The following is a 13,609-nucleotide window of genomic DNA, read 5'->3' as shown; positions in this document are numbered from 1 at the left end:
ACTACGAGAATTCAAAATATTTGCTGGTGTGCATATAGCGTTTCCTAGTCGGCTGAGGTACAAATTTATCTGCGTCCATCTGCGTCAATCCTCTTCTATCTGGGGTTAAATCTTTAAAAGCTGTAGTTTACGAATGTGGGAATCCCTAGAAAATCAAAACCGTAACCTGCATCTACATACTAAGTAGAGTGACGTAAATAATTAAAGGTTTGTAGTGAGGGCTATAGCCCTTATTTGAGGTATGAAGCCCTAACTATGAGCCAATTTTAAAATCTGTTACCTTACTTAACATAGTTTGATTTCTTTTCGCCTGCTTACTAAATTAAGCAAAGAGTAAATAAGTTCACCCTCTTTCACTCCTGCAACTCCTAGATTCTGCTGTGGTCAGATAACTTTACATTTATTGTTAAGTATCAGATTTTAAGAAAGATATCCAGATAAATAGTGAAAAATCTGACAATTTATGATTTTTATTTGATTTATTATTAACCAGATTAAGTTTGTGACAAATAGAATTTGATTATGCCTAATTCAAAAATTTTTTCCACATCTTTAAATTTTCAAGAAGATTACCCTTGCCCTGTTTGTCGCATCGGTAAAATTTCCCATATGCCATTAATGGAGGCGATGTCTTGTGACTTTTGCCAAGAAATTTTTACCGTTAACTTAGAACTACAACAAATCAAAATGCCTTCTAGAGAACCTCCATTGGTTTGGCGGTGGAATGGTTATAAGTGGACAGAAGCCCAGTTAGAAGGTGTAGAATTGGGTTGGGGTTATGTGGTCGCCGCAATTGCTTTTGTATTTTTTCCTACTACTTTAATTGCTATAGGAGCTTATCATTTTCCCCCACAAATTAATGATCCTCTTACCTGGGTACCTTCTATCTGGACAGCACTAACTTTTTTATCACATTTAGCAATCATAATTTGGATTTTCATTGAAGTTTATCAAATCCCAATCATGGCATATTTTCGAGCTATAACTCGCTGGAGAAATGGATTAATCAGGTGAATCTTAAACAATTCAAAATTTAAAATAGAGCCGACCGCTGCCGTAAGGGATACAAAATTGCCAACTGTTAAATAAGGAGATTTAAACGCCGACTAGAGCTTGCTTGTATGGATAATCTAAGCTACGCCGTATGTATTTAGCGTTCTGATAGAGTACGGGTATTGGACTTTTACCGTTTTGATATGGGTGTTGCCATCGCGTGCAGTCGGCATTAGCAATATTATATTCGCCCACCCAATACGTTTAAACAATTCTCTAAGTATGACGGTGTAAATTTGGTGTAAATATTTAACTTTGTTATCAGGCAGCAGGAAACAGGGTTTTAGCTATAGCAACCGCCAAGGTGGTTAGAAAGTGAACTAATGATAAAACCTAGACACAAACAGATTTTCAACTCTGTCACCTGTCACCTGTCACCTGTCACCTGCTATATGTTTACATTGTTATGTTTATTTACGGCTTTTTACTTGTATTTGTTTATGCATTAGGCGCTTTAGGGCAAGGAACTGTAGTAGTATTTTAGGGATAACTAACAAAAAAATTATTTAATGGCAAAGACTGAGAATTGGAAATTACGGTAAAAAGCTAAACTGATTCAGAATCTAAAATCCCCTGTATGAATCCAGGGAAAGCCTCAATCAATATTTGTACTGTCAAATGACGGCATCACTCATAATTAATTTAATGATTATCTGAATTGTCCACCAACACATTGTATGAGCGAACTGGAGCGGTATTACAGAGTCTTAGAATTGGAGCCTGGAGCAACACTAGAAGAAGTAAACCAGGCTTATAAAGATTTAGTGTTTGTTTGGCATCCTGATCGCCTCCCTAAAGACAACCACCGCTTACAAAAAAAAGCTCAAGACAAGCTCAAAGCCTTTAATGAAGCTCGTGACCAATTGCGTTCTTTAAAAGATAAGCCTCAAACTGCACATAACTATAGAACAACTTCGCCAAAAAAACCACCAACAACAAATTATCAACCACCAAATCAAAATCCAGACTTGAGTGGAAAAGATTTCAGTCGAGCCAACTTGAGTAACAGAGACTTATCCGGTAGAAACCTGAGTTATGCCAATTTGAGCGGTTCTAATCTCAGTGATACTTTTATGCACAAAGTTAATCTGAGAGGGGCGGATTTGTCGGAAGCCAATTTGTTTAGAGCTAACCTACTGTTAGCCGATTTGAGAGAAGCCAATTTACGCAATACTAATTTGATTGGTGCGGATCTCAGTGGTGCAGACTTGCGGGGTGCAGATTTGACAGGTGCTAGAATTCGCTCAGGCGAACGGTTATTGGTGAAACTGATTGGTGCCAACTTAGCTGGAGCTATTATGCCCGATGGGGTAATTCATAGCTGACACTAACCAAGTCTTTCAGATAGGGAACTCTGAACAGCGGTAAAAATCAAATAAGATTCTCATCGTGTACAAAAAGCTAAAAAACCTGGTTAACATTACCTACTATATGGGAAACTTAGTAATATTCCTTATGAATCAGATTGCCCATGAATGGTATCATATATGACATTTCAGTGAAGACAATCAATGGAGAAGATAAGCAACTCAACGTCTACACAGGCAAAGTACTATTAATAGTCAATGTGGCTTCCTACTGCGGTTACACTCCTCAATATGCGGGACTGGAAAAGTTAAACCAGAAGTATGGAGCAGCAGGTTTGGAGATTTTAGGATTCCCCTGCAACGATTTTGGAGCGCAAGAACCAGGAACCAATGCCGAAATCGCGCAATTCTGCACAAGCAAGTTTGGGGTTTCCTTTGAACTATTTGATAAAGTTCATGCTAAAGGTTCTCAGCAGCATCCCCTTTATGCTCAACTCACCAATGCAGTTGAGCCAAAGGGAGCAGTAGCTTGGAACTTTGAAAAATTTATAGTCAGTAAGCAGGGGGAAGTAGTCGCTAGATTTAATAGTAGTGTCAAACCAGATTCACCAGAATTAATTGCCATAATTGAAAGAGAATTAGCAAAATAGTCCTTGGTCATTAGTGATGACATAAAAAGTCTTGTACTATTGATTATTGACTTGGGAAAAAACACTTTTTAATTAATTGGTGTTGAATTGTCATGAATATTGTAATAATTGGTTGTGGTTATGTTGGCTATGCAGTTGCTCAATATTGGCAACGAAATAATAATTTTGGGATCACTGCAACCACAACTAATCCTGAGCGTGTTCCGGGATTACAAGCAGTATCTCAAAAAGTTATAGTCACCCAAGGAAATGATACAGAAACTCTAAAAGCTGCATTAAAAAATCAAGATGTTGTTTTGTTGGCTGTGGCGGCGAAAAGTGCAAATTCCTATGAAGAAACTTATCTGCAAACGGCTAAAACCTTAGTTTCAGTACTACGAAATTGTCCCAATATTCGCCAATTGATATATACAGGAAGTTATTCAATTTACGGTGATAGAAATGGTGTCTGGGTAGATGAAGAAACTCCACCAGCACCAGCTAATCTTAATGCTCAGATTCTTCGCAAAACTGAGGATGTTTTACTATCAGCAGAGAATGAAAACCTCCGTGTTTGTATCTTGCGTTTGGGGGGAATTTATGGCCCTGGTAGAGAATTGGTGAAAATATTTGGACGAGTTGCGGGGACAACTCGTCCTGGTAATGGCGAAGATATAACCAATTGGATTCACCTTGATGATATTGTTGGTGCTATAGAATTTGCTCGCAATCACCGCTTACAAGGTATATATAATCTTGTGGATGATGCACATCTTACTAGTCGAGAATTAATTGGTAATGTCTTGACAAAACATAATTTACCTAATGTTATATGGGATGCAGCAAACAAGAGTACCCGCCAATATAATACCTGGGTGTCGAATCAAAAGCTAAAAGACGCAGGCTACAATTTGATTCATCCCCAGATAATTTTTTAGCGGCTCTTAAATTTGAAATCATGCAACCATCATCCGTAGCTAATACATTTGCTGTAACACCACCTATCTCTGAGTTTTATACTTGGCAGACTTATCGCTGTGCTTATGAAGTTCATCAACCGACAAATTTAACTCCAGCCGGTCTTCCTTTACTATTAATTCATCCCATTGGAGTAGGATTATCACGGCAATTTTGGCAGAGATTTGTCCGTGAATGGTATCAGACAAATCACCAGAACTCTATTTACAATATTGATTTATTGGGATGTGGTGAAAGTGATATGCCACGTAAAGCTTATACACCTATTGATTGGGCAAAACAGTTACAACATTTTTTACAAACAGTAGTAAAAAAACCTGTGATTTTAATAGCTCAGGGTGCTTTATCACCAGTAGCAATTGAATTAGTTAAACTGGAACCAAATTTAATTGCTGGAATTATACTTTCTGGTCCAACGGCTTGGAGTGTGACTACTAAAAATGCCGCTAAATGGCGACAAAAACTGCTGTGGAATATCTTTGATTCACCTATAGGAAATGCTTTTTTTCGCTATGCACGCACCCGCAAGTTTTTAGTTTCTTTCTCAATAGAAAGACTTTTTGAATCTAGTGATGCCGTTGATGAGGAATGGTTAAATACCTTAATAGCAGATGCTAAAAATATGGGTGGACGCTATGCAGTATTTTCTTTTTTAGCTAGATTTTGGCAGCGAGATTATAGTGGTGATATTGCTGCGATTGTGCAACCAACATTAATAGTTTTGGGAAATAAAGCATCAGCGATTAGCAAAGAAGGTAAAAAAGAAACCCCAGATGAGCGTTTAGCAGATTATCTAGCTTGTTTACCTCAAGGTAGAGGAATGAAAATCAACGGGAGAAATGTTTTACCATATGAATCTACCGTTGAATTTGTGGCGGCTATATCTCCATTTATTAATGAACTTTCTTAGCTCATATCTGGCATTGATAATAGGGCTGTAGCCCTGACTACAAACTTGTAATTATTTACGTACTTAAGTATTTTTTGCTACGATTACGCAAAATGTCATAAGTAAAATCGAACGGCGATGAAATGTTCTAATTGCCACTCTCGTGTCAAACTGATGAAGGAATCTTAATCACGAAATTATAGGAGTGGTGGAAATGGATGTCAGCTTGATTGTGTCCAACATCTTGAATCCACCTGTGTTGGCTTTCTTTATGGGGATGTTGGCGGTTTTCCTGAAGTCAGATTTGGAAATTCCTGCACCTATTCCCAAGCTGTTTTCCCTTTATTTGCTATTTTCCATTGGGTTTAAGGGTGGTGTGGAACTAGTAAAAAGTGGTATCAGTCAGGAGGTGATTTTCACTATGCTGGCTGCGATTTTAATGGCTTGTGTGGTTCCGATTTATACTTTTTTTATTCTCAAGGTGAAACTGGACTCTTACAACGCTGCTGCGATCGCTGCTACCTATGGTTCAATTAGTGCTGTCACCTTTATCACGGCTAGTTCTTTTCTCACTCAACTGGGTATCAGCTTTGATGGTTATATGGTTGCAGCCCTGGCTTTGATGGAATCTCCAGCGATTGTTGTTGGTTTGATATTAGTAAAATTATTTACTGCTGATGAAAGTGACAGGGAGTTTAATTGGACGGAAGTATTACAAGAAGCATTCCTAAATAGTTCCGTATTCCTCCTGGTGGGTAGCTTGATTATGGGTTTACTCACGGGTGAACATGGTTGGACGACATTAAAACCTTTTACACAGGATATGTTTTACGGAGTCCTCACCTTCTTCTTGTTAGATATGGGACTTCTGGCGGCAAAAAGAATCAAAGATTTACAAAAAACTGGCGTTTTCTTAATCTTATTTGCCATATTAATACCCATAGTTAATGCTGGAGTTGGTTTAATTATTGCTAAACTAATCGGTATGCCACAAGGAGATGCTCTGTTATTTTCCGTGTTGTGCGCTAGTGCTTCTTACATTGCAGTTCCAGCAGCTATGCGACTAACAGTTCCAGAAGCTAATCCTAGTCTATACGTTTCCACTGCTTTAGCTGTGACATTTCCTTTTAACATCATCATCGGCATACCCTTTTATTTATACGCAATTAATATCTTTTGGAGTTGAGATTATGGAGTTAGTTAAACGGATAGAAATTTTTGCTAATTACGTCGAAGTCGGCAAGATTTTAGAAGCTTTAGAAAAAGCTGGTGTCCCTGGACATACTGTTATTAAGAATGTTGCGGGCAAAGGTAGAGGAGGAACAGACAGTGATGATTTAGCAATGACATTGCTAGATAACATTTATATTATTGCTTTCTTTCCTCCTGAAAAATTGCCGCTGGTGGAGGTGCAGATTAGAAAAACTTTAAATAAGTTTGGTGGGAGTTGTTTTATTTCTGATGCAATGGAATTGAAAACAACCAAGTGTGTTAGTTAGGTAAACATAAAATTCTCCACTTCTCCAATAACTCCGCCTTCTTTTTTGGGAAAGAGTATTCTCTAGGTACAGGCGAAAAAATCAAGAAACTGATTACAATACTCAAGGTGAAATCTAATTCCCTTGTGTGATTAATCATGGAAAACTTCGTTTTTTACAATCCTGTTAAAATCCTATTTGGCAAAGGTCAAATCGCCAATATTGCTCAAGAAATCCCCGCCGATGCTAAAATTCTCATCACCTACGGCGGTGGTAGCATTAAAGCCAATGGTGTTTATGATCAAGTAAAATCGGCATTACCTGGACGGAATGTATTTGAGTTTGGGGGAATTGAACCCAACCCCCACCTGGAAACTTTGATGAAAGCGGTTGAATTAATCCGCCAAGAAGGTATTGATTTTATTTTAGCTGTGGGTGGTGGTTCAGTTGTTGACGGGACTAAATTTATTGCTGCTGCTGTTCCTTTTGTCGGCGACCCTTGGGATATTTTAGCAAAAGGCGCACCGATAACTGCGGCTGTTCCCTTTGGTGTGGTCTTGACTTTACCAGCAACTGGTTCGGAAATGAACCCAACTTCGGTGATTACTAAGTCGGAAACTCAAGAAAAGTTATATTTCGCTAATCCCCTGGTGTTTTCTAAATTTTCTGTTCTTGACCCAGAAACTACTTTCTCCCTGCCTACGAGGCAAATTAGCAATGGTATTGTAGATGCTTTTACTCATGTGATGGAGCAGTATTTAACTTATTCAGTGAATGCACCATTGCAAGATCGCATGGCTGAGTCAATTCTGAAAACGCTGATTGAAGAGGGGCCAAAAACCTTAGCAAATCCTACAGATTATGATGCACGGGCGAATTTAGTTTGGGCTGCGACAATGGCGTTAAATGGGTTAATTGCTGTTGGTGTTCCCCAAGATTGGACAACCCACATGATTGGTCATGAGTTGACAGCGTTGCATGGTATGGATCATGCTCAAACTTTGGCGGTTGTGTTACCCAGCACTTTGACAATTAGACGCGATCGCAAATCACAAAAACTTCTACAATATGCAGATAGAGTTTGGGAAATTGTCGGTGGTTCTGAAGATGAACGGATAGATGCAGCAATTACTAAAACTCGTGATTTCTTTGAATCAGTTGGTGTTCGCACTCGTTTATCTGATTATGGTGTGGGAGTAGAAACGATTCCAGTAGTAATCAAGAATTTAGAAAAGCATGGGATGACAGCTTTGGGGGAAAATAAAGATGTTAACCCGCAAGTTGTTGAGAAGATTTTAGCTCTTTGCGTTTAGAGATTTAATTTGTAGGGTAGGTATTTTACCTACCCATAACAAAGCAATTTTTAATATCTAAAATTTTTCAACTTGGGATAACAACAATATTGCTACAAATTCTATAATATAATTATCACCACTACAGGAGTCCGTATGACCCAGATATATGAGGGAGTACGCTGGACAAGCTCAGACCTTGAACTCTTGCCAGATAACGGCAACCGTTATGAGATAATTAATGGAGAATTATTTGTGACAAGAGCGCCACATTGGAAACATCAAAAAGCTTGCAACAATGTTTGTACAGAACTCACACTTTGGTCTAGAAAAACCAGTTTAGGAGAAGCTGTAACTGCTCCCGGTATTATTTTTACTGATGCTGATAACGTCATTCCTGATGTAGTTTGGGCAAGTAATGAAAGATTAGCAACTTTATTAGATGATGATGGACATTTAACAGGTGCGCCAGAATTAGTAATTGAAGTGCTTTCTGCTGGTGTGGAAAATGAACGCCGAGACAAAGAAGTCAAATTAAAGCTTTATGCTTCTAGAGGTGTGCAAGAATATTGGATAATGAATTGGCGGTTACAACAAATAGAAGTTTATCGAAGAGAAAGGGCGATTTTAGTATTAGTAGAAACTCTGTTTGCTAATGATGAGTTAATATCGCCTTTGTTGCCTGGATTTAGTTGTGTTGTGGATAGTTTGTTTAAGTAGAAAAATCCTTAAATCTAACATTGAAAGATAAATATTTTCTAGAAGTTAACTAAAATGGTACAAGCAATCCCAAAAACTCTAACATTAGAGGAGTTTCTGCAACTACCAGAAACGAAACCTGCTAGTGAGTATATTGATGCTCAAATTATTCAAAAACCAATGCCACAGGGAAAACATAGTATAGTTCAAGGTGAACTTGTACCTGCGATTAATTTTATCGTTAAACCTAAACAGATTGCTCGTGCATTTCCTGAATTGCGTTGTACCTTTGGTGGACGTTCAATAGTACCTGATATTGCAGTTTTTGTGTGGAATAGAATTCCCCGTGATGAAAATGGAGAAGTTTCTAACACATTTGCAATTTCTCCAGATTGGACAATTAAAATTTTATCACCTGATCAAAATCAGACAAAGGTAACTAAAAATATTTTGCATTGTTTAAATTATGGTACTCAAATGGGTTGGTTGATTGATCCAAGTGAGCGGACTATTTTTGTTTATCGTCCGCAGCAACAAATTGAGGTATTTGATGAATCAGATATGTTAATTACTGTACCGTCTTTTGCCAGTGATTTACAACTGACACTTGGAGAGTTGTTTGCTTGGTTGTTAGAGTGAAATTTATTCTTATTTAAAATAAGAGTATAATGATTAGAGATATTTAGGAGATGATTTTATGAAATTAAAAATCAAATCAAAAGTTTATGCAGATTGCAAGTTATTGTTACAACTTCCTCAACATTTAGCTAATCAAGAATTAGTAATTATTATTAGTGATATTTCTGAAGAAAAAATACCGACACCAGAAGAATTAGGATATGCTGCTGATTTTTTTGATAAAACTTCTGGAAAATGGGAAGGTGAAATTTTAGTTAGGGAAAATCTAGTTGATTGTGATAAAAGAATTTGGGATATTGAATATGGAAGAATGATGTATTTTTTATGAATAGATATTTTCTATTACTTCTAAAAATTCTTTTACCACCATATCAGGATTGTCGTAACAACTTTTAGGATCAAACCTTTCTACTACTTTGATACCATTTCTTTTAAACATACGTTCTCTTTCTTGTTCTTCTGTTCTACGTTCTGGTGTATAGTAAATTTCATCAACTTCTAAAATACCCCAATTACCCTTATAACGCACTAAAAAATTTGCTTCTTTATTTGCTCTGCCATTGTTTGTATTGAGTCTAGCTAAACAGTTTGGTAAATATAGAACTCCAGCACGGTCTAATGCTTGAGCAATTTTTATCTCTGCTTCCGAATGAAACCGTAAATTTTCCCAATAGCATGATTTTTGGTTTAAATAAAGCTCAAGTCCTTGATTATTTACTTCATCATCTTCAAAAATTTTACTGACAATTAAATTTTTACTGTCTATAATTTTTTTGCAGAAAATATCAAATTTTCCAGGTTCAAAATTACCCTTTATGGGTCGTCTTTCTTTTTCATTTACATCCAGATAAATATAATCACAAATTACACCATTCAATTTTGTTTTATGGTTAATATTCCAATTTTTTATACAAGCACCTGTTATGTTAGCATGATTAAAGTTAGTAGCTATTACCTGTGAGAAACTTAAATTTGCATTATTTAAGTTAGCATACCTGAGATTAGCTCCACTTATAACAGCATAACTGAGATTAGCATCACTGAGGTTAACTCCACTTAGATTAGCCCTACTGAAAAAAGCATAACTCAGGTTAGTCCCACTCAGATTAGCCCCATTGAAATTAGTCTCATCAAAAGTAAAACCATAAGATTCAACATCATACAAGTCAGCATCAGTGAAATCAACCCATAGATTAGATCTAACTAGATTAGCCCCTCTAAGATTAGCACCACTAAAGTTAGTATTATAAAAATCAGCCTGACTGAGATTAGCTCCACTTAGGTCAGCGCCACTCAGGTTAGTATCCTCAAAATGACATTTACTTAGATCAGCATCAGTGAGATTACTATGACTGAGATTAGCTCCACTGAGATCAGTGTTGTAAAATGTAGCATGACTGAGGTTAGCCCCACTTAAATCAGCATCACAGAGACTGGTAATGTAAAATGCAGTATGGTTGAGATTAGCTCTACTTAGATCAGCACCATTAAAGTTAGCATGACTGAGATTACATCCAGTGAGATCAGCTTCACTAAAATTAGTATAATTTAGAATGGCATCACCGAGATTAGCTCCACTAAAGTTAGCTCTACTAAAGTTAGCATAACGTAAATTAGCCTCGAAGAAATTAAAATTACTGAAATCAGGTACTGTATCTGGATTTTCATCTCTCCAATTATTCCAAGCTTCTAAACCCTGCTGTAAAATGTCCAAGTGTTCTGAATTTGCCATAATCAATTGTTGTTATATATTAAATTACGTAATCTACCATCCACATTATTTTTCTGTTTCTTTTTGTTCAATATGCCAGCGAGAAACAGTTTCTTGATTTGCTCCATTATTTGCAGTTGTAACAGACAAAATTTCTCCATAAGCACTTTCAAATTGAAAAAGACAAAGACCTAAACCTGAACCTGCACAATCTACAATTTCTGTATAACCTTTTTGAGTAAAAAAGTAATTCACAGGGGCGCTTCTTTCAGAATTCATTAATTGGTCTCGGTTAAATATTGCTTGCCAACCTGCTTCTAATAACATTTCTCTAGCTTTTGAATAAGGCATATTCTGTTTAAGCTTGGGTAATTCTTGTCGTACACAAGGTTTTTGACCTGAATCTTGCTTTGCTGTTTGTGCTATGACTGTATTACTGATACTAAAAATAATACTGCACACAAACAGACTGCTGATACTCACAAGGCTAAAAAAGACCACATTAATTATTTTGCTTTTCATCAATTTTGAATCAATACTGAAAAAATACCAAGTATTGTATAGCACAAATTAATGAAAGTGTAAATATTAAATGCTGTACTTGTATTGCCGTTATACTGAATTGAAAGACCTATAACAACAGGATATACTGGGATTATCAATAGTTTTCCTATTGAAAATTTAAGTAGTAATTAAATATGCCTACTGAAACTGTTACACTGCAAATACCCGAAATTATCTATCAACGGTTAGTCAATACCGCCCATGCTACTCAACGTCCTTTAGAGGAAGTTATGCTTCATGCTTTACAAATGGGTAGTCCACCAGCATGGGATGATGTACCAGAGGAATTTCAAGCCGAACTTGCAGCTTTAGATAAATTAAATGATAATACTCTCTGGCAAATTTTCCATAGTCATAAAACAGCAGTAGATATGGAAGAATATAATAACTTACTAGAGAAAAATTCTAGTGGTACATTGACAGAAATAGAAAGATTAAATTTAATATCTCTCCGACACGAATCTGATCTCTTTATGTTACGTAAAGCCCAAGCCGCAGTTTTACTTCGTTGGCGAGGATATAGTGTATCAACTCCTTAAATTCTTGTGTCTACATATATTTCCGAAAGTTTAAGAAAACAAATTATAGATAGTGATGAATCGCGTTGCTGCTATTGCTTAACATCCGAAGCAAATAGCGGTATTCCCATGACTTATGATCACATTCAACCAGTTTCACAAGGTGGAGATACAAATTTTGAAAATCTTTGTTTAGCCTGTCGTTCTTGTAATGAATATAAGAGTAACTTAACCGAGTCTATAGATCCTTTAACGGGCGAAACAATATCACTTTTTAACCCTCGTAAACAGAAATGGTCAGAACATTTTGTCTGGAGTCCTGACGGTACAAGAGTGGAAGGGATAACTGCTATAGGTCGCGCTACAATAACTAGGCTACGCATGAATAACCCAGTTATTACAGTTGCTCGTAAACGCTGGGTAATAAGTGGTTGGCATCCTCCTACTAATGAGTAATAGTATAAAAAAAAACTATGACACAACAACCAATACAAGTAATTGGCGGTGGACTCGCAGGAACAGAAGCAGCATGGCAAATAGCCCAAGCCGGCGTTCCTGTAATTCTCCACGAGATGCGCCCTAAACGCTTCAGCCCTGCCCATCATACTGAAAATTTGGCAGAATTGGTCTGTAGTAACTCCTTCGGGGCAATGGCAAGCGATCGCGCAGCTGGTCTATTACACGAAGAATTACGTCAACTCGGTTCTATTATTATTGCCAAGGCAGATGAACACGCAGTCCCCGCTGGTGGGGCTTTAGCGGTAGACAGAGGACAATTTGGGGAAGATTTAACCCAAACTTTAGCAAATCATCCTTTAATTGATTTCCGTCGGGGGGAAGTTACAGCAATTCCCGAAGGTATTGTTGTTTTAGCTTCTGGCCCATTAACAAGTCCTGATTTATCGGCAGATTTACAACGATTTACCGGGATGGAATATCTCAATTTCTTTGATGCTGCAAGTCCTATTATTCTAGGAGATTCTATTAATAAAGATATTGCTTTTATGGCTTCTCGCTATGACAAAGGTGAAGCGGCATATCTCAATTGTCCCATGAATAAAGAGCAGTATTTACATTTTTGGGAAGAATTACGTAAAGCTGAACAAACAGAATTAAAAGACTTTGAAAAGGAAACGGCGAAATTTTTTGAAGCTTGTTTACCAATTGAAGAAATGGCGCGACGGGGAGAAGATACCATGCGATATGGTCCCCTGAAACCTGTGGGTTTATCTGATCCTCGCACCGGAGAACGTAACTATGCGGTGATTCAATTACGACAAGAAGATAAAGCCGGTCAACTTTGGAATATGGTAGGATTTCAAACTAATTTGCGTTGGGGTGAACAAAAACGAGTTTTTCAAATGATTCCTGGTTTAGAAAAAGCCGAGTTTGTCAGATTAGGAGTCATGCACCGTAATACTTTTTTAAATGCACCACAGTTGATGTCTGCAAGTTTGCAATTTAAAGAACGTCCAACTTTATTAGCAGCAGGACAATTAATAGGCACAGAAGGTTACACCGCTGCATCTGCTGGAGGTTGGTTAGCGGGAACAAATGCTGCACGGTTAGCTTTAGGAAAAGAACCGCTAATTTTGCCTGTAACAACGATGATGGGGGCATTATTTGAGTTTATCAGATCCGCTGCACCTAAGCATTTTCAACCGATGGCTCCTAATTTTGGCATTGTGCCTGATTTGGGTGTGAAAATCAAAAGTAAACCGGAAAAATATGGACGTTATCGTGATCGATCTTTGGCAGATTTAGCCAGTTGGAAAACGGAAAATTTAGCTGTTTAAGTTAATAGGGAGAAAGTATTTTAATTACGAATTACGAATTACGAATTACGAATTAC

16 protein-coding genes are annotated in these 13,609 nt (G+C 37.2%); 14 read left to right on the top strand and 2 right to left on the bottom strand.

Annotated features, from left to right (window positions below; translation table 11 throughout):
- Positions 1–522: 522 nt before the first annotated feature.
- The 11 genes from H6G68_RS06125 to H6G68_RS06075 all read left to right on the top strand — a co-directional run bounded on the left by H6G68_RS06125 (position 523) and on the right by H6G68_RS06075 (position 9,292).
- Positions 523–1,014: a hypothetical protein gene (locus H6G68_RS06125; protein WP_190905839.1), complete on the top strand. Its 492-nt coding sequence runs from the start codon at positions 523–525 to the stop codon at positions 1,012–1,014.
- Positions 1,015–1,730: 716 nt separating this feature from the next.
- Positions 1,731–2,378 (top strand): pentapeptide repeat-containing protein, encoded by a 648-nt coding sequence (locus H6G68_RS06120; RefSeq protein ID WP_190714395.1) that lies wholly within the window; start codon positions 1,731–1,733, stop codon positions 2,376–2,378.
- Positions 2,379–2,524: 146 nt separating this feature from the next.
- On the top strand, positions 2,525–3,010 hold the full coding sequence (locus H6G68_RS06115) for a glutathione peroxidase (RefSeq protein ID WP_190905838.1): 486 nt from the start codon (positions 2,525–2,527) through the stop codon (positions 3,008–3,010).
- Between the two features lie 92 nt (positions 3,011–3,102).
- Entirely contained in the window at positions 3,103–3,927 is an 825-nt protein-coding gene (locus H6G68_RS06110) for an SDR family oxidoreductase (protein ID WP_190905837.1), read from the top strand.
- Between the two features lie 20 nt (positions 3,928–3,947).
- On the top strand, positions 3,948–4,877 hold the full coding sequence (locus H6G68_RS06105) for an alpha/beta fold hydrolase (RefSeq protein WP_190905836.1): 930 nt from the start codon (positions 3,948–3,950) through the stop codon (positions 4,875–4,877).
- A 193-nt stretch (positions 4,878–5,070) separates the two neighbouring features.
- Positions 5,071–6,042, top strand: a complete 972-nt coding sequence (locus H6G68_RS06100) for a sodium-dependent bicarbonate transport family permease (RefSeq protein ID WP_190905835.1) — start codon at positions 5,071–5,073, stop codon at positions 6,040–6,042.
- A 4-nt stretch (positions 6,043–6,046) separates the two neighbouring features.
- A complete protein-coding gene (locus tag H6G68_RS06095) occupies positions 6,047–6,355 on the top strand; it encodes a P-II family nitrogen regulator (RefSeq protein WP_190905834.1) in 309 nt (102 codons plus the stop codon).
- A 137-nt stretch (positions 6,356–6,492) separates the two neighbouring features.
- On the top strand, positions 6,493–7,647 hold the full coding sequence (locus H6G68_RS06090) for an iron-containing alcohol dehydrogenase (protein ID WP_190905833.1): 1,155 nt from the start codon (positions 6,493–6,495) through the stop codon (positions 7,645–7,647).
- A 135-nt stretch (positions 7,648–7,782) separates the two neighbouring features.
- The gene (locus tag H6G68_RS06085; RefSeq protein WP_190905832.1) at positions 7,783–8,346 is read left to right on the top strand and encodes a Uma2 family endonuclease; all 564 of its coding nucleotides are present in this window, start codon (positions 7,783–7,785) and stop codon (positions 8,344–8,346) included.
- A 54-nt stretch (positions 8,347–8,400) separates the two neighbouring features.
- Complete coding sequence (locus tag H6G68_RS06080) at positions 8,401–8,964, top strand: Uma2 family endonuclease (protein WP_190905831.1); 564 nt, start codon at positions 8,401–8,403, stop codon at positions 8,962–8,964.
- 58 nt (positions 8,965–9,022) lie between these two features.
- The gene (locus H6G68_RS06075; protein WP_190905830.1) at positions 9,023–9,292 is read left to right on the top strand and encodes a hypothetical protein; all 270 of its coding nucleotides are present in this window, start codon (positions 9,023–9,025) and stop codon (positions 9,290–9,292) included.
- On the opposite strand, the gene H6G68_RS06070 is transcribed toward H6G68_RS06075, so the two are convergent.
- Both H6G68_RS06070 and H6G68_RS06065 read right to left on the bottom strand, forming a co-directional pair.
- Positions 9,287–10,696: a pentapeptide repeat-containing protein gene (locus tag H6G68_RS06070; protein ID WP_190905829.1), complete on the bottom strand. Its 1,410-nt coding sequence runs from the start codon at positions 10,694–10,696 to the stop codon at positions 9,287–9,289. The genes H6G68_RS06075 and H6G68_RS06070 overlap by 6 nt on opposite strands.
- 45 nt (positions 10,697–10,741) lie before the next feature.
- Complete coding sequence (locus H6G68_RS06065) at positions 10,742–11,197, bottom strand: hypothetical protein (protein ID WP_190905828.1); 456 nt, start codon at positions 11,195–11,197, stop codon at positions 10,742–10,744.
- A 176-nt stretch (positions 11,198–11,373) separates the two neighbouring features.
- Between H6G68_RS06065 and H6G68_RS06060 the strand changes: the two genes are divergently transcribed.
- The 3 genes from H6G68_RS06060 to trmFO are packed head-to-tail and all read left to right on the top strand — an operon-like array spanning position 11,374 to position 13,553.
- Positions 11,374–11,778, top strand: a complete 405-nt coding sequence (locus tag H6G68_RS06060; protein WP_190905827.1) for a hypothetical protein — start codon at positions 11,374–11,376, stop codon at positions 11,776–11,778.
- A gap of 6 nt (positions 11,779–11,784) precedes the next feature.
- On the top strand, positions 11,785–12,213 hold the full coding sequence (locus H6G68_RS06055) for an HNH endonuclease (RefSeq protein WP_190905826.1): 429 nt from the start codon (positions 11,785–11,787) through the stop codon (positions 12,211–12,213).
- A gap of 17 nt (positions 12,214–12,230) precedes the next feature.
- The gene (trmFO, locus tag H6G68_RS06050) at positions 12,231–13,553 is read left to right on the top strand and encodes an FADH(2)-oxidizing methylenetetrahydrofolate--tRNA-(uracil(54)-C(5))-methyltransferase TrmFO (protein WP_190905825.1); all 1,323 of its coding nucleotides are present in this window, start codon (positions 12,231–12,233) and stop codon (positions 13,551–13,553) included.
- The last annotated feature ends 56 nt before the right edge of the window (positions 13,554–13,609 follow it).

This window comes from Anabaena catenula FACHB-362 (assembly GCF_014698735.1).
In the GTDB taxonomy this organism is placed as follows: Bacteria; Cyanobacteriota; Cyanobacteriia; order Cyanobacteriales; family Nostocaceae; genus Anabaena; species Anabaena variabilis_A.
Note: the sequence above shows the minus strand (reverse complement) of the source record. Positions and strands in the feature narration are given on the sequence as shown.